The sequence below is a fragment of the Saccharothrix sp. BKS2 genome, from assembly GCF_047689505.1.
GTDB lineage: Bacteria > Actinomycetota > Actinomycetes > Mycobacteriales > Pseudonocardiaceae > Actinosynnema > Actinosynnema lopnurensis.
This window is the reverse complement of record NZ_JAUQOL010000018.1, coordinates 126772-145318: the sequence shown is the minus strand read 5'-3', so window position 1 is coordinate 145318 and position 18547 is coordinate 126772. Positions and strand designations below refer to the sequence as shown.

The 18547-nt window shown below is 74.0% G+C and carries 18 protein-coding genes and 1 other RNA gene; 2 read left to right on the top strand and 17 right to left on the bottom strand.

Going from position 1 to position 18547, the window contains the following annotated elements; translation table 11 throughout:
• Positions 1-11 precede the first annotated feature (11 nt).
• The 9 genes from Q5530_RS32440 to Q5530_RS32400 form a co-directional block, all read right to left on the bottom strand.
• Entirely contained in the window at positions 12-1433 is a 1422-nt protein-coding gene (locus tag Q5530_RS32440; protein ID WP_415366611.1) for an RNB domain-containing ribonuclease, read from the bottom strand.
• Between the two features lie 67 nt (positions 1434-1500).
• Positions 1501-1689, bottom strand: a complete 189-nt coding sequence (locus Q5530_RS32435) for a hypothetical protein (protein WP_415366610.1) — start codon at positions 1687-1689, stop codon at positions 1501-1503.
• 64 nt (positions 1690-1753) lie between these two features.
• Complete coding sequence (locus Q5530_RS32430) at positions 1754-2377, bottom strand: hypothetical protein (RefSeq protein WP_415366609.1); 624 nt, start codon at positions 2375-2377, stop codon at positions 1754-1756.
• A gap of 12 nt (positions 2378-2389) precedes the next feature.
• A complete protein-coding gene (locus tag Q5530_RS32425) occupies positions 2390-3388 on the bottom strand; it encodes a C40 family peptidase (RefSeq protein WP_380641102.1) in 999 nt (332 codons plus the stop codon).
• A 6-nt stretch (positions 3389-3394) separates the two neighbouring features.
• Positions 3395-4006 (bottom strand): hypothetical protein, encoded by a 612-nt coding sequence (locus Q5530_RS32420; protein ID WP_415366608.1) that lies wholly within the window; start codon positions 4004-4006, stop codon positions 3395-3397.
• The gene (locus Q5530_RS32415; protein ID WP_415366607.1) at positions 4006-5919 is read right to left on the bottom strand and encodes a hypothetical protein; all 1914 of its coding nucleotides are present in this window, start codon (positions 5917-5919) and stop codon (positions 4006-4008) included. Before Q5530_RS32415 ends, Q5530_RS32420 begins: the two co-directional genes overlap by 1 nt.
• Positions 5916-8666 (bottom strand): ATP-binding protein, encoded by a 2751-nt coding sequence (locus Q5530_RS32410; protein WP_415366631.1) that lies wholly within the window; start codon positions 8664-8666, stop codon positions 5916-5918. The genes Q5530_RS32415 and Q5530_RS32410 overlap by 4 nt, the downstream gene beginning before the upstream one ends.
• 88 nt (positions 8667-8754) lie before the next feature.
• On the bottom strand, positions 8755-9228 hold the full coding sequence (locus Q5530_RS32405) for a hypothetical protein (RefSeq protein WP_380641060.1): 474 nt from the start codon (positions 9226-9228) through the stop codon (positions 8755-8757).
• A 3-nt stretch (positions 9229-9231) separates the two neighbouring features.
• Complete coding sequence (locus Q5530_RS32400; RefSeq protein ID WP_415366606.1) at positions 9232-9507, bottom strand: hypothetical protein; 276 nt, start codon at positions 9505-9507, stop codon at positions 9232-9234.
• Between the two features lie 382 nt (positions 9508-9889).
• On the opposite strand from Q5530_RS32400, the gene Q5530_RS32395 reads away from it, so the two are divergent.
• The gene (locus tag Q5530_RS32395) at positions 9890-10234 is read left to right on the top strand and encodes a hypothetical protein (RefSeq protein ID WP_380641056.1); all 345 of its coding nucleotides are present in this window, start codon (positions 9890-9892) and stop codon (positions 10232-10234) included.
• 128 nt (positions 10235-10362) lie between these two features.
• Here the strand turns inward: Q5530_RS32395 and Q5530_RS32390 are convergent, their stop codons facing one another.
• Both Q5530_RS32390 and rnpB read right to left on the bottom strand, forming a co-directional pair.
• On the bottom strand, positions 10363-12021 hold the full coding sequence (locus tag Q5530_RS32390) for a DUF6345 domain-containing protein (protein ID WP_415366605.1): 1659 nt from the start codon (positions 12019-12021) through the stop codon (positions 10363-10365).
• Between the two features lie 344 nt (positions 12022-12365).
• Positions 12366-12763, bottom strand: an RNA gene (gene rnpB, locus Q5530_RS32385) — RNase P RNA component class A.
• Positions 12764-12988: 225 nt separating this feature from the next.
• On the opposite strand from rnpB, the gene Q5530_RS32380 reads away from it, so the two are divergent.
• Positions 12989-13546 (top strand): NAD(P)H-dependent oxidoreductase, encoded by a 558-nt coding sequence (locus Q5530_RS32380; protein WP_380641052.1) that lies wholly within the window; start codon positions 12989-12991, stop codon positions 13544-13546.
• On the opposite strand, the gene Q5530_RS32375 is transcribed toward Q5530_RS32380, so the two are convergent.
• From Q5530_RS32375 to Q5530_RS32350, 6 genes are all read right to left on the bottom strand, one after another.
• Positions 13543-14667, bottom strand: coding sequence for a bifunctional RNase H/acid phosphatase (locus tag Q5530_RS32375; RefSeq protein ID WP_415366604.1), 1125 nt, complete (start codon positions 14665-14667; stop codon positions 13543-13545). The two genes, Q5530_RS32380 and Q5530_RS32375, sit on opposite strands and share 4 nt — an antisense overlap.
• Positions 14664-15401, bottom strand: coding sequence for a zinc ribbon domain-containing protein (locus Q5530_RS32370; protein WP_415366603.1), 738 nt, complete (start codon positions 15399-15401; stop codon positions 14664-14666). Before Q5530_RS32370 ends, Q5530_RS32375 begins: the two co-directional genes overlap by 4 nt.
• Entirely contained in the window at positions 15398-16540 is a 1143-nt protein-coding gene (locus Q5530_RS32365) for a Nif3-like dinuclear metal center hexameric protein (protein ID WP_415366602.1), read from the bottom strand. Before Q5530_RS32365 ends, Q5530_RS32370 begins: the two co-directional genes overlap by 4 nt.
• Positions 16537-17580: an Rv2231c family pyridoxal phosphate-dependent protein CobC gene (gene cobC, locus Q5530_RS32360; RefSeq protein ID WP_415366601.1), complete on the bottom strand. Its 1044-nt coding sequence runs from the start codon at positions 17578-17580 to the stop codon at positions 16537-16539. The genes Q5530_RS32365 and cobC overlap by 4 nt, the downstream gene beginning before the upstream one ends.
• Positions 17581-17766: 186 nt before the next feature.
• Positions 17767-17889, bottom strand: coding sequence for a hypothetical protein (locus tag Q5530_RS32355; protein ID WP_380641042.1), 123 nt, complete (start codon positions 17887-17889; stop codon positions 17767-17769).
• A gap of 155 nt (positions 17890-18044) precedes the next feature.
• Positions 18045-18521: a hypothetical protein gene (locus Q5530_RS32350; RefSeq protein ID WP_415366600.1), complete on the bottom strand. Its 477-nt coding sequence runs from the start codon at positions 18519-18521 to the stop codon at positions 18045-18047.
• Positions 18522-18547 lie beyond the last annotated feature (26 nt).

Sequence of the window (18547 nt, the reverse complement as noted above, 5' to 3'; positions counted from 1 at the left end):
GGGCCATCACATCACACGCGTTCGAAGACGACCTTCCGGCGATCGGGGTCCGCCTCCGCGAGCCGCACCCGGATCCACTCGCCCTCCGGCAGGTCCGGCCCGGTGCAGCGGCCCATCACCGGCGGTTGCGCGACGAACACGTCCGCCGCGTTGCCGTCGGCGCGCAGCACGACCGCGTCGAACTCGTGGCCCACCCGGTCGGCCAGCACCCACGCCTCGACCTGGTCCAGGATCGCCCGGTCGACCTTGCCCGCCAGCGCGTCCGAGCCGCCCATCAGCCCCGGCAGCCGCGGCAGCGCCCGCCGCAGCCACTCCGGCACGGGCTCGCCCGCGGTGACCGCCAGGCACACCTCGGTGGCGAACCGGTCCACCAGCCGCCGCAGCGGCGCGGTGACGTGCGCGTACGGCGCGCCCAGGCCCGCGTGCGTGAAGATCTCCGGCGCCTCGCCGTCGAACGCCGTGTACCCGGCGCCGCGCAGCAGCCGGGTCGCGTCCACGAACAGCGCCAGCGCCTCCGGCCGCGCCGGGTCCAGGCCCGCCAGCAGCTCCGCGGGCGTCGCGCCGTCGGGCCACGGCACGCCCAGCGCCTGCGCGGAGCGCCGCAGCGCCTCCACCGCGCCGTCGTCGGCGTCGGGCAGCGTGCGCAGCACGCCGACCCGCGCGTCCAGCATGATCCTCGCCGCCGCCATGCCGGTGAGCAGCGAGACCTCCGCGTTCCAGGTCTCGACGTCGGCGCGCGGCCGGATCACCAGCGCCCAGTCGCCGTCGCCGGTGGCCACGACCTCCTGCTCCGGCAGCTGGAGCTCCACCGCGCCGCGGTCGGCCGCGCGGGCCCGGCGCAGCCGGCCGAAGTCGGGCAGCGCCTCGATCGACGGGTGCGGCTCGCCCGCGTCGAACGACGCCTGCACGCCCCCGTAGTCGAACTGCGCGGTCGACCGCACCACGGCCCGCCGCACGCGGACCTCGCGCGGCTCGCCGTCGGGACCGCACTCGAACGTCCACAGCACCGCTGGCCGCACCTGGCCCGGCAGCAGGCTCGCCGCGCCCTCGGACAGCACGGGCGGGTGCAGCGGCACGTTGCCGTCCGGCAGGTACAGCGTCTGGCCGCGCCGGCGCACCTCGGCGTCCAGCGCGCCGTCGGGCTCCACGAACGCGCCCAGGTCGGCGATGGCGTAGTGCACCCGGAAGCCGTCGCCGACCCGCTCCAGCAGCAGCGCCTGGTCCAGGTCCTTCGAGCCGGGCGGGTCGATGGTCACCAGCGGCAGCGCCGTGGCGTCCTCGCGGTCGGCGTGGTCGACGTCCCCGGTCACGGCCCGCTGCGCCTCGCCCAGGGCGGCGGGGGAGAACCCGTCGGGCAGGCCGAACTCGGTCCGGACGCCCCCGAAGTCCAGGCCGGGGTCCGTCTCGGCCCGGTCGGTGCGGATCACCACCATGGGTGCACCCTAGACCGGCGGGCGCGCCCGGGGCCGGCGTTCCCCGCCCCGGCGCTCGGGTCGGCCCTCAGCGCTTGCCCCACTCGCGGTCGGCCTGGTCCTCCGACTCGGTGCGCTGCCGCGCCAGGTCCAGCGCCCGCTGCGCGGTCGCCTCGTCCGGGTAGGGGCCCATGCGGTCCGCGCCGCGGCAGCCCACGCCGCGCTCGACCGTGCGGTGGGTCAGGCAGTAGTACCACGCGTTCGGATCAGCAGCCATGGCACCAGGCTTCCACCCGTGTCCAGGATCCATGCACGATCCGGCACACCAGGGCGGGAGCGCGTCACGACCGCCACTGCGGGGGCGGCGGCGCCTGCACGGGCAGCGGGCCCGACTGCGGGTAGGTCGGCTGCGGCACACCCGGCTGGGACATCCCCGGCTGCGGCACACCCGGTTGCGGCGCCCCGGACTGGGACAACCCTCCCTGCGACAACCCTCCCTGGGACACCCCCGGCGGCTGCGCGAACCCGCGCGGCGGTGTGTTCTGGTTGGCGTTGGCGTGCTCGCCCGGGATCGGGTCGAGCACCGACACCAGCGCCGTCCGGTGCTCCGGGTCCGGGATCTTCTGGCCGCTGCGGTCGCGGTAGACCAGCTCGCCGTCCGAGTCGATCTCGACCAGCACGCCGACCTCGGCCAGCTGCTCCTCGTCCAGGTCGACCAGCCGCTCCCGCCGGGACGGCACCACCCGGTACACCGGCCAGGTCAGGTGGGCGTAGGAGCGGTGGAAGTCGGCCAGCAGGTGCGCCATCTGCTGCTGCCACGGCAGCGGCATCGCCTCCACCAGCGACCGGGGCAGCACCACGTACTGCGCGTCGGTGCCGGGCGGGCGGGTGTTGAGGTAGTCGCGCGTGGGCGCGTTCGGCGCCGGCGGTCCGGCGGGCCGCTGGATGGGGTCGTGGTTGAACACCGTCGCGCCTCCCTACACGCCCGGCCGGACGGCCAGCGGCATCAACTCGTGGTAGTCCCAGTTGACCTTGCTGATCTTGACCACGTCGCCGGTCTGCGGGGCGTGGATGTACTCGTCGTCGCCCAGGTACATGGCCACGTGGTGCACGGTGACCGGCTGCGCCGGGTTGGTCGCCCAGAAGATCAGGTCACCGGCCTTGGCCTCGCGCACGGGCAGGTGCGCGCCGCCGGACACGTACTGGTCGTTGGCCACGCGCGGGATCTTCACGCCCGCCGCGGCGAACGCCTTGACCAGGATGCCGGAGCAGTCCCAGGCGTCGGGGCCGTTGCCGCCCCACAGGTACGGCTCGCCCAGCTGCTGCCGGGTGAACTCGATGGCGGTGCCCGCCGCGTTGGAGGCGAGCAGGTAGTCCCCCACGGCCTCGCCGCAGCCGGCCGGGTCGCTGACGTCGCCCTCCTGGCCGATCAGGAACGCCGCCATGGCCTCCCACCGGTGGTAGCGGTCGGGGAAGGCCGACCGCTCCACGTCCTGCGCCGAGTCGCCGGGCCGCTGCTGCTCCCAGTCGGGCAGCTTGAGCAGCACGTCGTAGAACTTGTTGATCGCGTAGTGGGGGTCCGTCACCTGCTGCGGCGTGCCCCAGCCCATCGACGGGCGCATCTGGAAGATGCCCAGCGAGTCGCGGTCGCCGTAGTCCAGGCTGCGCAGCCCGGACTCGGTCATGCCCGCCTGGATGGCGATCTGCCAGGCCAGCGGCGGCAGCTGCCGCTCGCGGCCGATGGAGATGATGTTGGCGACGGTGGTGAGCTGGTCGTCGGCGAGCCGGTCGGCGTCACCGCGGCCCTTCTCCTCGCCGCCACCGGTCCACGGCCCGATGGAGGCGTTGCAGCTCGCCATCCGGAACCGCGTGTCGCCCTCGACGGGGGTGTTCTCCTTGATGACCGTGGACACGCCGTTGGTCACCACGACCGCGACCACGGCGACCACCGCGGCGACCGCCATCCCGATCTTCAGCACGCCTCAGCCCACCTTGTCGAACTTGTGCACTCGCCAGCCCTCGGGAAGCCTCACCACGACCACGTAGAGCTTGCCGTCCTCCAGCGCGGCTTCGAACTCCACCGAATCGGTGAACGACTTGACCGGTGTGACCGGCTGGTCGATCACCACCGGCACCTCCACCGGGTCCACGGACTCCAACTGGGGGAACACCTCGTTGGAGGTGTGCGGTTGGAGGCCCGCCAGCCACTGCTCCTTGGACGTGCGGCCCGGTTCGAAGGAGGCGAACGCGTCGACCCACATGTCCGCGACGAGCTGCGCGTTGGGGTTGACCGGCACCGTGGTGCCCTGGGGCGTGGGGCTGGGCGCCTTGGTCGGCAGCGGGGTCGTGGTCCGGGCCGGCGGCAGCACGCCGACCTGGTTGCCCGCCCCGGACGCGGCGGTGGTGCTCGTGGCGGCGGACCGGGGGCCCGTGCCGGGCCGGGTGCCGACCGCGTTGTCGATCACGATGCCGGCCGCGGCCACCAGCGCGGCGAAACCGATGATCGCCACGGCCAGGTGGCGGGGCGACCGCAGCGGCCAGCCCCACAGGCGTCGGTAGACCGCGGTGCGGCCGCGGTTGGTCCTGATCGGCATCAGCTGTCCCTGACTTCCAGCCCGCGTGACGGTCGGTAGATCACGTGGACCTGCCTGCCCGCCACGACCTCGGTCTCCGCCCGGCGCGGGGTCGGCAGGACCGGGTTGTCCGCGACGCGCGACACGCCGGCGACCCGCGAGGGCACCAGCACCGCGTCGTCCGACCGGTCCCAGCTCCGGTCCGCCACGGGCGGCGCGTCGACCACGCGCGAGCGGCCGACCGGCAGCGCCGCCGGGCCGCCGTGCGAGCCCGCGGGCAGCGCCGGCACCGCGCCGCCGCCGCCGGAGCCCGGCACCAGCTCGCCGACGCTGTTGCCGTTGCGGTCGAGCCGCTGGGCGGTGGCGACGACCGGGTTGGCCGCCTCCGGCCGCACCCGCCGCCGGTCCCGCTGCGGCACCTCGGGGCCGTCCGGGTCCGTGTCGCGCACGGTGTCCCAGAACTCGTCCTGCGGGGACGGCCCCTCCTTCTTCTTGCGCAGCCTGGACAGCACGCCGCCGCTCATCGGCAGGGCGTTGCTCGCGGTGCCCACGGACATCTCGACCATCTGCCACATGCGGCGCAGCGGTTTGCCGACCATGAAGCAGACCAGCGTCAGCATCAGGCCCAGCAGGGTCCGGGTGAGCAGCGACAGCCCGGTCGCGCCGAAGATCGCCTGGAGCAGCAGCGCGTGCACGCCCGCCAGGACCGCCAGCACCAGCACGTTGAACACGGTGACGGCGGCGGCGCGGGCGACCTTGCGCAGCAGCTCGTGGTGCAGCAGCGCGACCAGGCCGATGAGCGGGCCGGCCAGCGTGAACACCCGCAGCAGCAGCTGCGCGAGCAGCACCGCGGCCTTGGCGAACAGCTGGAACAGCGAGAACGCGACCGCCTGGAGCAGCGACAGGAACCCGGCGCCGGTGCGGCCGCCGTCGTCGCCGGTGAAGTAGCCCTGGGTGGGGCCGAGCTGGTTGTAGATGGAGGTGAACTCGGCCTTCTTCGCGTTGAGCGCGGCCTGGTCGCCGTCCTTGCCCTCGCTCAGCTCCTGCACCGTCCACGCCTGGGCGTTGAGCAGCTTGGGGCCGTACTCCTCGGCCTGCGGCGCCTCGGGCGAGCCGAACTCGCCGCGCAGCCAGCTCTGGTAGACGACCGCGTCGTGCAGCCGCGAGGGCAGCACGTCCAGCGTGTCCTTGTCGTCGTCCACGTCGATGAACCCGGCCTGGATCTCCGAGGTCTTGGTGACCAGGGTGTTGTCCAGGAAGTCGTAGAACTGGGGCAGCGCCAGCGTCGAGGTCGCCAGCCACATCGCGGCCAGCGCCCACAGGCCGCGCTTGCTGATCGAGGCCAGGTCGCCCTGCCAGATCTGGCGGAACATCAGCACCGCCAGCAGCAGCGCGACCAGGCCGAACCAGCGCAGGTAGACGTTGTCGTAGACCTTCTGGACGCCGTCCTTGACCGCCTGGTCCAGCGGCTGGAGCAGGCCCTGGCCGACGACCGTGTAGTGCAGGGCGTTCGTCGCGCCGACGATGTTCTTGCCGACGTTGAACAGCTCGTTGCCCATCCAGGTGTCGAGCACCGGGGTGGCGTTGGGCAGCGAGCACTTCTGCTGGTAGGTGTGCCAGACCAGGCCCGCGTACCCGTGGGTGAGGTACGGGGTGTCGGGCAGGCCGTTGCCGATCGGCGGGTCGATCGCGCCGACCATGCCGGAACCGGGGCGCTCGGGGTTCGGCGCCTCGCCGCACGGGGCGGCCTGGGCCGGGGTGGCGCCGAGAACGACCTGGAGGCCGACCAGCGCCACCACCACGGTCATGGCGCGCCAGCGGCCGGCGCCGGCGCGGCCGGGCGCCCGGCCCGCGGTGTCCTCACCGGAGCGCGCGGACCGCCGCCGCGCGTAGAGCGCGGCGGCCACCAGCCCGATCAGCAGCAGCGTGCTCATGCCACGCCTTCCCGACCCGGACGGCGGTTTCCTCCCTCGCCGTGCGCCGACTCGACCAGGTCGTCCACCAGGCCGACCTCCAGGTCGGCGGCCAGCTCGTCGTCGTAGTCGTCGGGGTACCGCTCCTCGTGGGCGAACGGGTCCTGCGGCGTCGCGGCCTCCAGCTCGGCGGGCTCGGCGCCCTCGCGCAGCGCGTCCGGCGTGGTGTCCAGCGCGTTGCGCAGGTGCTCCAGGTGCGGCCCGGAGAAGTCGGCCCGGATCCGCTCCACGCCGCCCGCGCCGTCGGCGAAGATGAACTGCCGGGGCGCGCGGTCGCGCTCGGTGCTGTTGCGCACGCCGCCGGGGCGGCGGCCCAGCGAGGCCACCACCTGCTCGTAGCCCGCGCCGACCGGCACCTTGAGCAGCCGCAGCGCGTCGGCCTGCGCCTGGTCGTCGTCCAGCCGGCCCACGAACACCGAGTCGAGCAGGGCCACGAAGCCCTGGATCCGCAGGAAGTCCGCCGGGATCTGCGACGACAGCAGCACGCGCACGTTCCACTTGCGCGAGTCGCGGGCGAAGCGGTTCATCAGCACCCGGCCGGTGGGCACCTCGGACAGGAAGAACGCCTCGTCGATCCAGACGCCCTTGCGCAGGTCCTTCGGCCGCTCGTAGATCGACCGCTGGGTCAGCCACGCGGCGAGGTTGAGCATCTCCACGCCGAGCGCCTCGGCGTCGGTCCAGTGCTCGCGGCCCACGCCGTCCTTCGGCAGGTTCAGCCCGGCCATGGTGAGCACGGTGAGCCGGTCGTCGCGCTGCTCGTTGTACGGGTCCGCGTCCTGCTCGGGGATGAGCAGCGACATGCGCTCCCGCATCTCGTCGAGGAAGTCCGCGACGATCACCGCGTGCTCGTGGTGCTCGCTGGCGTCGCGGCGCAGGGCCTCGAACACCAGGCCGGGGTGGGCGTCGGGCCGGCCGCCGACCGTGCGGACCGCGCGCAGCAGCACGATCCGGGTCTGCGGCAGCCTGGCCACCTCGAACGGCAGCAGGCCGGTGAGCACGTCGAGCACGAGGCGGCGCCGGGTGGCCGCGGCCAGCGCGCGTTCGCGCCGCCACGCCCGCTCGGGGTCGTCCTCGTCGGTGAAGTGCTCCAGCTGCGGCTCGGCCACCACCCGGTACGGGTTGAGGATGCCCGGCTGGGCGTTGAGCAGGTTGATCGGCCGCGCGTACGGGCGCAGCTCGGGCAGCTCGCACAGGGCGGCCAGCGGGCCGGACGGGTCGAGCAGCGTCCAGTGCGCGCCGGAGCGCAGCGTCTTGTAGACGATGCCGCCGCCGAGGAACGACTTGCCCGCGCCCAGGCCGGCGACCATCGCGGTCAGGCCCGAGGAGTCGCGCAGCTCCTGCGCCATCCACGGGTCCCACGCCACCGGGCGGCGGGTCGCGGTGACCGTCTCGCCCAGCAGGATGCCCCGGCGGTCGCCCACCTCGGCGGTCGCCGTGGGCACGGCCGAGGCCGCCCACAGCACCGAGCCGCGGCGCAGGTAGGCCGAGGACGACAGCGGCTCGCCCGGGATGAACTCGCGGGCGATCGCGTACTGCGCCTCGGGGTGCTCGACGGCGACCTTCGGCTTGTAGAGGTCGAGCAGCGACTGGGCCAGCTTGAGCGCCTCGCGCTCGGTCGGCCCGGACACCGCCAGCCGCCACCAGGACCGCACCCGGGTGCCCAGCGCGGTGAAGCCCGACGTCATCTCGTCGTCGATCTCCAGCACCCGGGACGCCTGGCGGGCCAGCGACTGCGGCGGTTCCAGCTCGTGCTCGTCGGTGTAGTGGCGGACCTGCGAGCGGACCTTGCTCATCTGCCGCTGGAGCTCGCCGGAGACCTCCTCCGGGCGGCGCACGTAGATGCGCGCCGACCACTCCACCGAGGCGGGCAGCCGGTCGGACCGCTGCACCCACGGGTCGTCGACCTCGGGGATCTGGAGGCCGTGCATCAGGCCCACGGTGAGCACCGCGACGTGCCGCCGGACGCCCGCGTTCGAGCCGGTGCGGCCGCGCACGACCACGGTCGGCGCGTAGGGCTCCTGGTGGAAGTCGGCGGCGTCGGTGAACGAGGCGAGGTCCTCCGGCTCCCACGGCGCGCCGGGCACGGCGGGCAGGTTGCGCGGCGCGGGCAGGCCCAGCGAGCACGACCGGTGCATCAGCCAGGACATCTCCTCGGCCGTGGCCGGGCGGCCCTCCAGGCCCGCGGAGCCGATCACCTGGTCGAGGTGGTCGATCTCGGACTCGATCGCGACCAGCTCGGCGTCCACCGCGTCCGGGAAGACCTTGCGCAGCACGGGGGCGGCGCGCTCGACGGCGCGGTCCATCATGTTGCGGGTCTGCACCTGGACGCCGAGGTAGACCTCCTTCTCGGCCATCGACCGGCCCATCAGCTGCTGCTGCTCGCCGACCATGTAGTCGTCGAAGCTCAGCGTGCCGGGGGTGTCGGGCAGCCGGCGCACGGCGTTGTGCACGTGCGCCTCGGCCCACATCCGGATCGGGTAGGGCCGGTTCGTCACGCGCAGGTGCATCCACCGGCCCTGGAGCTCGGCGTACTGGCCCGCGATCGCGGCGATCAGGTCCTGCCGCTGGGAGTCCGAGCGGAACGACCAGCGCTGCGGCGCGAGCCGGTACCAGGCGTAGACCTCCTGGCCGGTGCGCAGCAGGTGGCCGTCGATGCTGCGGGCGGCGATCGACGGCGTGTAGCTGGGCACGGCCTGCTCGCCGGGCAGGCGGCGGCCGCGCTTGCTGTAGACCTTGCGGTCGTCGCGGGCGGCGGCTGCGTGCTGGGCGACGTGCGCAGCGGAGCGTCGGTTGCGGTCACGCCGGCGTCCGAACACCGCGCACCTCCTTCTGACGGCGGTCTGGCGTGCGCTGCTGGGATCGGGCGGGGGCGCTCGCGCGTTTCGCGCCCTTCCCCTTCACCCGCTTGCGCGGGCGTCGGGAGCCCACCCGGATCCGGGCGGCGCTGGCGGCGCCGCCCCGGCCGGAGGTCGTCTCGCGCGGCGAGGTCAGCTCGCGCACCCACATCGTCAGCACCGACGACAGGGGGCGCTCGTGGCTGATCCGCGCGCAGATGAAGCGGGTCAGGGCGACCGTGATCACGAAGCCCCAGCCGGTGTTGATGAAGTCGAACCCGAAGCCGACCTGCCGCTGGACCGCGGTCACCAGCAGGAAGACCACGATGCCGACGCCCCACGCGACGTAGCGCGCGCGCCACGGGAACGTTGCCCTGGGCGGCCCCAACCAGACGGCGTCGACCCGGTAGACCTCGTCGTCAGTGCGTACCCGCAAGGGTCACCCGCCGGTGAACAGGCCGGCGAGCCACGAGCCGATGTTCTCGCCCGCGTCCGTGGTCACGGCCAGTCCGACGATCGCCAGCGCGATGATCACGCCGCCCAGGCGGCGCATGACCCCGGCGTTGTCGCCCTTGCCGCCGCCCAGCCACAGGAGCAGCACCGCGACCGTGAGCAGGAGCAGGGGCAGGAGGTTGTCGAGGATCCACTGGCGCACCCCGCCTGTGCCCAGGCCGGGCTGTTGCTGGGCGAGTGTTACCAGGGTCATGGCGGTCATTGCAGTACTCCTGAGTACGCAGGACTTCGCCGGACGGACCGAGGGGTGTCCGACCGGGTGTGCGCTATCGAGTAGAACACGTCTTGGTCACGAGGTGTATCGGCCTGTTAGCGGTGCGTAGATCAACAAGCATTCCCCTGACAGTCGATTACGTCTAATCTAGCCACAGACATGATGAGTCCGGGGGAGCCGGTGGAGAACCGGGGAGTCCGGATTCTCCCGATTGCTGGGACAGTTCACCCGGCTGCGAACGTCCTGATCACGGACAGTGCGCAAGATCCCGAACCCCCCATCCGCCTATCAACATCGTGTGCACCGTTCAGCCCAGTGACCGATCCGAACGGTCCGCACCCACACGAGTGACGACGCCGAGGAGGCCGAGATGGCCCAGCCGCCGGAAGCCGCGCCCGAACCAGCCGCCGGGGTGAACGAGATCACGGTCGCGGTGGCCGTCTCGGGTCTTGATCAGGTTACCGGCCCGGAGCGGCCGGCGGGGCGGCGGGTGCAGCGGACGGTCAACTTCGACCAGGAGGTGCTCGAACGGGCCCGCGCGGCGGCGACCTACCTGGCGGCGTACGAGGCGTCGGCGGGCGTGCGCAGCCTCGCCGACATCGTCAACCCGGCGGTGGCCGCCTACGTGGCCGAGCTGGAGGAGCGCTACAACGGCGGCGAGGCGTTCCGCCCGGTGATCCGGATGCAGCCGGGTCGGCCCTCGCGGCGCACCTGAAGGGGCGCACCGGACGGGGCTCGCCTGGGGTGCACGCGGAAGGGGCCCCTTCCGACCCCCAGTAGCCGGAAGGGACCCCCTCGGTCACGGTCCGCCGGTCCACGCCCGGCGGTCGCCCCGCGCGCCGGTCAGCTCGAACCGGAGATCTTCCAGTAGCCGCTGGGCGAGGTGATGTCCGAACCGACCGCGCCCCGGCCCCAGAAGTAGTCGTCGAAGTTGGCGCTGTAGTAACCGGAGCCGTTGCGGCTCATCGGCCCCATGGTCGCCCAGCGCACCCACGACGGCTGCGTGTCGCGCGACGCCTGGGCCCACGCCTCGCGCACCTTCATCGGCCGCTGGAGCGGGCGCAGCGACGAGCGCAGCAGGTAGTTCGCGTACCGGCCGCCGAACGTGCTGGTCGGCAGCACGAACGCGCTCTGCTGGACGATGCTCGTCTCGAAGCTGTTGATCTGGTGCAGGCCGCGGAACGCCCGGCCCCACCGCTGCGCCCAGTTCTGGCCGCTCGCCGTGGGCTGGAGCAGGCTCGGGGTGTAGAGGCTCATCCACTCGGAGTCGCGGTTGCCCCAGCGGGCCTCGGTGTTGCGCAGGGTGGTGTCGTTGACCGCGCTGCACCGGGCGAACGACAGGCCGAACGGGCCGCCGTTGCCGTGGTAGAAGGTCATGTCCACGTCGTCGGTGTAGACGTGGTCCTGGCCCCCGGCGAAGGCCGGGTCCTTGAAGTCCCGCTCCCAGGCGTTGGCGCCGGTCCAGCTGAACTGCACCGGCACGCCGGCGGAGGTGAACCGGTTGTTGAAGCCGCCGATGTTGTTCGGCACCCCGTACAGGCCCTGGCAGGAGCCGGTGCCCTCGCTGCCGACGTCGACGCGGGGGATCCAGTTGGCGCCGACCTCACCGGTGGCGGACGGCGCGGCGGACGCCTGGCGCGGCGGCACGGCGGGGTCGGGGCTCGGCGCGGACGAGCCGACCACGGCGGGCAGGAAGAACACCGGGGCGTTCTCGCCCGGGTCCACGCCCTGGCACCGGAAGAAGGGCTCCAGGTGCGTCTGGCCCGAGCCGAGCGGCTCGGCGGGGTAGGCGTACTGGACCGCGCCGAGCGGCACGCCGCCCAGCACCTCGACGCACTTCCGGTAGCCCAGGTCCAGGTGCTGCACCGGCTTGAGGCCCGCGTTGACGACCTCCCGGGCGGCGTAGGTGAGCTGGGTGACCGCGCCCGTGCCGTCCAGCGAGACGCGGATCTTCGCGCCGGCGCCCTCCAGCGGCACGCCGCCGAGCTTGAAGTCGAACGTGACGGTGGTGTCCATCGGCGCGCTGACCACGGTGGCGCCGTTGGCGTCGACGAGGTCGAGGGTGGAGTGCGAGGCGGCCGGGGTCGCCTCGGCGGGCAGTAGGCCGACCCCGCGGAGGGTCTCGGTGACGCGCTTGGCCGCGTCGGCGGGCGGGACGGTCTTGAGCGCGCGGATCGCCGCGACGTCGAACGCGGTCTGGGTGGTGGCCTGACCGCTCTCGTCGGGCTGGCCCGCGCCCAGGTCGATCGAGGGCACCCGCAGGTGCCGCTCCTCGTCGGTGAAGGTGACGACCCCCTCCGGGGTGCGCTCGATCGCGCTGAGGCCGAACGCCTTCTGGAGGGTGGCGGCCTGCTCCTGGGTGATCCCCTCGGAGCGGACGGCGTAGACGGGTAACTCGTCCGCCGGGGCCGCCCCGGCGCCGCCGGCGCCGGCGAGCGCCGCCGCGCCCAGCAGCCCGGTCAGGGCGAGCACCGTTGCTCCCTGACGTCTGGTGGTGGACATGCGTTTCCTCCTTCTGCCCCGCGGGGCAGGGCCCGCGGTTCGCCGTGAGGAGGGGGAGTCGGCGGGGTTGATACCGGAGATCACTCGAACGGCGTCACTTCTGTAACGCGGCGGGTCGAGGGGGGATCTACAGGCGGAGTGGTGTGCCCTCGGGGCGGTCGGGGTGCTCCCGGTCGGGGGTGCCCCGGCCAGGGTGTTCCCGGTCGGGGTGCTCCACTGTGGAGAGTGCCGGTGGGTGCGGGGAACCGAAGTACCGGCGGCGGTCGGCCACGCCCGGCGCGCCCCGTTCCGCCCGGCCCCGTCTCGCCCGACCGCATTCCCGCGCCGGGCTCCGGGTGTGGGGGCGGATGAGCCGGCATGTAAGCCGGATTCTGTTCCCGGGGGCCTCGCGGCGCTCCCGTTCGGCGGCCATCCATCTCGGCCTGCCGTTGCCGACAGGCTCGTGCGGCCTACCCGCAGGCATCGGACGGGCAGTCCTCGAACGCCTGCGCAGGTGCCCGGGGGCACCCTCTTGGCCTTGCTCCGGGTGGGGTTTACCTAGCCGCCCCCGTCACCGGGGGCGCTGGTGGTCTCTTACACCACCGTTTCACCCTTACCCCGGCTCGCACCGGGGCGGTCTGTTCTCTGTGGCACTGTCCCGAGGGTCGCCCCTGGTTGCCGTTGACAACCACCCTGCCCTGTGGAGTCCGGACTTTCCTCGGCGGCGGGGAAACCCCGCCGACGCGGCCGCCCTGCCGACTCATCCGCTCCCACCAGCCTAGTCGTCCCGCTCCCAGGCAGTGGAACCAGGGCGGTCGAACCTTGTTCGACCGCACCACGGCTGCTCTACTCGAAACATGCCGGGAATAGGGGCGCTCACCCGCCGTCGACACGTCGACTTCGGCCGCACGGCCGCCGCGATCTGTTGTCGCTGACGATTTTACCTCGTATCCCGATCCTTTTTTCGCACCGAAAGGTGTTCGCGCCCATGTCCTCTGTCCTGGTGATTTCCGGCAGCCCCTCCCCCGGGTCCCGGACCGGCATCCTCGTCGCCCGCGTCGAGGAGCTGCTGCGGGGGTCCGAGCACGACGTCCGCACCGTGCACGTCCGCGAGCTCCCGACGTTGTCCCTGCTCACCGAGGACCTGCGGGACCCGGAGATCGGGGACGCGGTCGCCGCCGTGCTGCGCGCCGACGGCATCGTGGTGGTCAGCCCGGTCTACCGGGCCGCCTACAGCGGCCTGGTGAAAGCCCTCCTGGACCTGTTGCCGAAACGCGCGCTGCGCGGTCGCGCGGTGCTGCCGCTGGCGACCGGCGGCAGCCAGGGTTTCCTGGTGGCGATGGACTACGCGCTCAACCCGCTGCTCGCCGGGAAAGGCGCGGACAACGTGCTGCGCGGTGAATTCGTCCTCGACGGCGACATCACCGGCGACGTGGTCGAACCGAAAGCCGACGACGCCGTGCGCGGCGCGGTGGAGCGGTTCGCGCACGCCGTCTCGGAAGCCCGGTTCCGGCGTGCGCGCCCGCGCCTGCGGGTGGCGGGCTAGGCCAGGTGGGAGGTGTCGTTGACCAGCCGCACGGAGGCGTGCCCGTCGGGGTAGAACTCGACCACCGACAGCGACGCGAGGTCCAGGTGGAGCCGGAACAGCAGTGACGGGCCGACGTCCAGCGCGGTCCGCAGCAGCTGCTTGATCGGCGTGACGTGGCTGACCACGACGACGTCCGCGCCGCCGTAGCGGGCGATGAGGTCGGTCTTGACCCGCCGCACGCGCCGCAGCACCTCGTCGAAGCTCTCCCCGCCCGGCGCGGCCACGGCCGGGTCGGACAGCCACCGCCGGTGCAGCCCGGGGTCGCGCTCGGCGGCCTCGGTGAAGGTCAGGCCCTCCCACGCGCCGAAGTCGGTCTCGATCAGCCCCTCGTGCGTGGTCGCCTCCACGCCGGTGGCCTCGGCAACGGCGCGCGCGGTCTCCCGGGCCCTGGCCAGCGGCGAGGACACCACCGCGGCGACGTTCGCCAGCCCGCCCAGCCTGCGGGCGGCGGCCTCGGCCTGCCCCCGCCCCACCCCGGTCAGCGGCGGGTTGCCGCGCCCGGAGTAGCGGCGGGCCACCGACAGCTCGGTCTGCCCGTGCCGCAGCAGGTGCAGGCGGGTCGGCTCGCCGACCGCGCCGGTCCACGACGCGGGCGGCGCCTGCGCCGTCGCCCCGACCCCCGGGCCCGTCTCCCCGGGCTGTCCGGGCTCCGGTCGCCGCGCCACGCCGGCCTGGTCGTCCATGGCCTGGTTGGCCAGCCGGTCGGCGCGCTTGTTGCGCTCGCGCGGGATCCACTCGTAGCCGACCCGCTCGAACTCCCGGGCCAGCTCGCGGGCCCGCGCGAACAGCGGCTGCATCGCCGGGTGCTTGACCTTCCAGCGCCCGGACATCTGCTCGACCACGAGCTTGGAGTCCATCCGCACGAGCACCTCGGCGGCGCCCACCTCGGCCGCCGCGCGCAGGCCAGCGATCAGGCCCTGGTACTCGGCGACGTTGTTGGTCGCCACGCCGAGCCCGGCGGACCGCTCGGCCAGCACGTCGCCGGCCGCGGAGAGCACCACGGCGCCGTAGCCGGCGGGTCCGGGGTTGCCGCGCGATCCGCCGTCGGCCTCGACGACGACCTTCCCCGCTCCGGTCACAGGCCGGATTCCCCCGTGCGGACCATGATCGCGCCGCACTCCTCGCACTGCACGACCTCGTCCGCCGCGGCCTCCTTGACCTTGGCGAACGCGTTGCGGTCCAGCTCGATCCGGCACGCGCCGCAGCGGCGGGACCGGAGCAGCGAGGCCCCGATGCCCTTGTGCGCGCGGACCCGGTCGTAGAGGGTCAGCAGCGGCTCGGGGAACCGGCCGACCATCAGCTTGCGGTCGGCGGTGCGCTTGGTCTCGGTGGACTCCAGGTCGGCCAGCGCGGAGTCGCGGCGCCGGGCCGCGTCCGCCATCGCCTCCTGGGCCTTGTCCAGCTCGACGCGGGCGTGCTGCACGTCCGCCTCGACGGCCTCGCGGCGCTCCATCAGCTCCAGCAGGTCGTCCTCCAGCGCGGCGCGGCGGCGGCCGAGGGTGGCCAGCTCGTGCTCCAGGTCGGTGAGCTGCTTGGCGCCGACCTTGCCGCCCTGGAGCAGCACGCGGTCGCGTTCCTCGCGGGCCCGGACCTGTTCGATCTCGGTCTCCTGCCGCCGGACCTCGCGGTCGAGGTCGCCGAGGTTCGTGCCGATGGTGGTCAGCGCGTCCTGCTTGGCCCGCAGCACCTTCTCGGCCTCGGCGATCTCGGCCAGCTCGGGCAGCGTGCGGCGGCGGTGGGTGACGCGCGCCAGCTCGGCGTCGACCTCGGCGAGGTCGAGCAACCTGCGCTGCACTGCGGGCTCGGCTTTCACTGGGCTCCTCCTGTTCGGCTCGTCGCGCCGACGGTCCACGGGTCGGTCCGGCGGGTCGAGACGACGACCTCGACCGTACCGCCGAGGGCCGCGCGCACGACGCCGGCCGCCTGCGCGCACCACGGCCACTCGCTGGCCCAGTGCGCCACGTCGACGAGCGCGGGTCCGCCCGCGGCCAGGTGCTCGCCCGCCGGGTGGTGGCGCAGGTCCGCGGTCACGTAGGCGTCCACGCCCGCCCGCGCCGCGGCGGACAGGTAGCCGTCGCCCGCGCCGCCGCACACCGCGACCCGCCGCACCGGCCGGTCCGGGTCGCCCGCGGCGCGCACGCCCCACGCGGTGGCGGGCAGGGCGTCGGCGACGCGCCGGGCGAACACCCGCAGCGGTTCGGCGGCGTCCAGTTCGCCCACGCGGCCGATGCCGGCGCCCGACGGCAGCTCCGCGATCTCGTTGAGGTTGAACGCGACCTCCTCGTACGGGTGGGCGGCGCGCAGCGCGCGCACGACCTCGGCGCGGCGGCGGCGCTCCAGCACCACCTCGACGCGCGTCTCCGGCAGCCGCCGCAGCTCGCCGACCTCGCCGTCGGCGGGGCGCGCGCCGGGCAGCGGCCGGAACCGGCCGGTGCCCTCGACGGTCCAGGCGGCCTCGCGGTAGTCGCCGAGGGCGCCCGCGCCGGCGGCGTGCAGGGCGTCCAGGACCCGCTCGACGTGTGCCGCGGGCGCGTAGGTGGCGAGCACGTCGAGCTGCCGGGCGGGCGCGGGCGACAGCGGCCCGGTGACCCGCAGGCCCAGCACCCCGGCCAGCGCGTCGGACACGCCCGGGTCGGCGATGTCGGCGTTGGTGTGCGCGGTGTAGAGCGCCACGCCCGCGCGGATCAGCCGGTGCACCAGCGCGCCCTTGGGGTCGTCGGCGGGCACGCCGGTGACCCCGCGCAGCATCAGCGGGTGGTGGGCCACCAGCAGCTGCGCGCCGACCTCCAGCGCCTCGTCCACAGTGGACTCGACGGGGTCGACGCAGAACAGCGCCCGGGTCACCGGTTCGGCGCGGTCGCCGCAGACCAGGCCGACCGCGTCCCACGACTCGGCGGTCGCCGGCGGGTAGGCCGCCTCCAGCGCGGCCAGCACGTCCCCGAGCGTCGTCACGCGTCCTCCAGCACCACGCGCAGCGCGTCCACCAGCACCGCGAACTGCTCGGGCGCGCGCACCGCGACCCGGATGTGGTCGGGGGTCAGGCCGGGGAAGGTGTCACCGCGCCGCACCGCCACCCCCTTGTCCCGCAACGCTTGCCGCACCCGCGGCCCGTCGGGCACGCGCAGCAGCACGAACGGCGCGGCCGGCGGCACGACCACCAGGTCGCCCAGCCGCGCCACGGCCAGCGACGTGTGCTCGCGCGCCTCCCACGCCAGTTCGTCGGCCTCGGCCACGGCCTCCGGCGCGCAGCACGCGGTCACCGCCTCCAGCACCAGGCTGCCCACCGGCCACCGCGGCCGGGTCGACGCCAGCCGGGCCAGCAGCTCCGGCGCGCCCAGGAAGTAGCCCGCGCGCAGCCCGGCCAGGCCCCACGTCTTGGTGAGGCTGCGCAGGACCAGCAGCCCGCCCAGGTCGCCGCGGCCGGCCAGCGACGCGGGTTCGCCGGGGATCGCGTCGGCGAACGCCTCGTCCACCACCAGCACCCGGCCCGGCCGGGCCAGCGCCGCGACCACCTCGGCCGGGTGCAGCACGGAGGTCGGGTTGGTCGGGTTGCCCAGCACCACCAGGTCGGCCTCGTCGGGGACCAGCTCGGGCCGCAGCCGGTAGCCGTCCCCGGGCCGCAGCGCCACCCGCGCCACGGGCACGCCCGCGTCGCCCAGCGCCACCTCGGGCTCGGTGAACGACGGGTGCACCACCGCGGCCAGGCGCGGGCGCAGGTCCGGCAGCAGGGCGAAGCCCTCGGAGGCCCCGTTGAGCACCAGCACCTCGTCCGGCGACCGGCCGTGCCGGGCCGCGACGGCCTCGCGGGCCCGCAGGTCGGCGGCGGCGGACGGGTAGGAGCCGAGGGTGTCCAGGGCCGTGACCAGCCGGTCGCGCAGCCAGCGCGGCGGCGCGGGCGCCCGCACGTTCACCGCGAAGTCCGCGAGTCCGGGCGCGGCGTCGACGTCCCCGTGGTGGCGCAGCAGCGCCCGACCGGGATCCTGGCTGGTCATCGCCGGGAGTCTAGGCGATCTGCGAGGTCGCCCGGTCATGGCCGGCACGGGCCTCACGGCGGGCACGCGGGGATCGTCGCGCGGCCCGGCCGGGAGCCCGCCGAGATCACCGCGGGCAGGTCCGGAGAACCGGTCGGGAGAACCGGTCGGGAGAACCGGTCGGGAGAACCGGTCGGGGGAACCCGGTCAGCCGACCGCGGAGACCAGCGAGGCGAACACGGCGAACAGCACCACGGCCGCGCTCAGCACCAGGTGCGCGAACGAGGGCACCTCGCACACGGCCAACCGGCACAGCGACGGCTCGTTCACCGGTCCCCGGCCTTCCGCGGCCGACCGGGTGAACCCGCGCGGACGGGCTTCCCCGCATTGGACGTACGAACGTGGCGGACGACACAGGTATGGGACATGCGCGTTCCTTCCCCGACATTCCATATGCATTGTCGTCGGAATTGAACGCCCGTACGTTACCCGTTCTCGCGCTTTCGCAGGCTTTCCTCCGCGGCGGACAGGAACCGGGCCCGGTCCTGCCTGGCGCGCTGCCTCCGCCGCCGCTCCCGCACCCACGTCCGCACGTCGTCGACCTGGAGACCCGCCGCCTCGCGGTAGAACTCCCCCTCGAACCACCACCACGACCGAATGCCGTGCCGGGCAATGCGCACGGGCTGTTCCCGCTGCGACACGTCCAGTGACGAAAAGTCGGTCACCAGCTGCGGCGGGCACCCGGTGCCGACGAAGAAAAGTCTTTTCCGGAACAAGAAACCACGATCGGTGAAGAATCCGGCGTTCGGGTCGGGGGCCAGCCCGCCGGGCGAGGCCACCGGCCGGGGCCGCGCGAACGCGGGCGTCTCCGGCCACGACCGGCGCCACAGGGCCACCGCGACGGCCGCCCCGGCGGCCACCCCGACCGCGAGCAGCACGACGAAGACCACGACCCCGGACATCGAACAATCCCCCCGCGCGAACCGGT

Excerpts from the sequence above, each read along its gene's own strand:
- Q5530_RS32440 (WP_415366611.1), bottom strand. The coding sequence starts at position 1,433 with ATGGTGGTGATCCGCACCGACCGGGCCGAGACGGACCCCGGCCTGGAC.
- Q5530_RS32435 (WP_415366610.1), bottom strand. The coding sequence starts at position 1,689 with ATGGCTGCTGATCCGAACGCGTGGTACTACTGCCTGACCCACCGCACG.
- Q5530_RS32420 (WP_415366608.1), bottom strand. The coding sequence starts at position 4,006 with ATGCCGATCAGGACCAACCGCGGCCGCACCGCGGTCTACCGACGCCTG.
- Q5530_RS32415 (WP_415366607.1), bottom strand. The coding sequence starts at position 5,919 with ATGAGCACGCTGCTGCTGATCGGGCTGGTGGCCGCCGCGCTCTACGCG.
- Q5530_RS32400 (WP_415366606.1), bottom strand. The coding sequence starts at position 9,507 with ATGACCGCCATGACCCTGGTAACACTCGCCCAGCAACAGCCCGGCCTG.
- Q5530_RS32395 (WP_380641056.1), top strand. The coding sequence starts at position 9,890 with ATGGCCCAGCCGCCGGAAGCCGCGCCCGAACCAGCCGCCGGGGTGAAC.
- Q5530_RS32390 (WP_415366605.1), bottom strand. The coding sequence starts at position 12,021 with ATGTCCACCACCAGACGTCAGGGAGCAACGGTGCTCGCCCTGACCGGG.
- Q5530_RS32380 (WP_380641052.1), top strand. The coding sequence starts at position 12,989 with ATGTCCTCTGTCCTGGTGATTTCCGGCAGCCCCTCCCCCGGGTCCCGG.
- cobC (WP_415366601.1), bottom strand. The coding sequence starts at position 17,580 with ATGACCAGCCAGGATCCCGGTCGGGCGCTGCTGCGCCACCACGGGGAC.
- Q5530_RS32350 (WP_415366600.1), bottom strand. The coding sequence starts at position 18,521 with ATGTCCGGGGTCGTGGTCTTCGTCGTGCTGCTCGCGGTCGGGGTGGCC.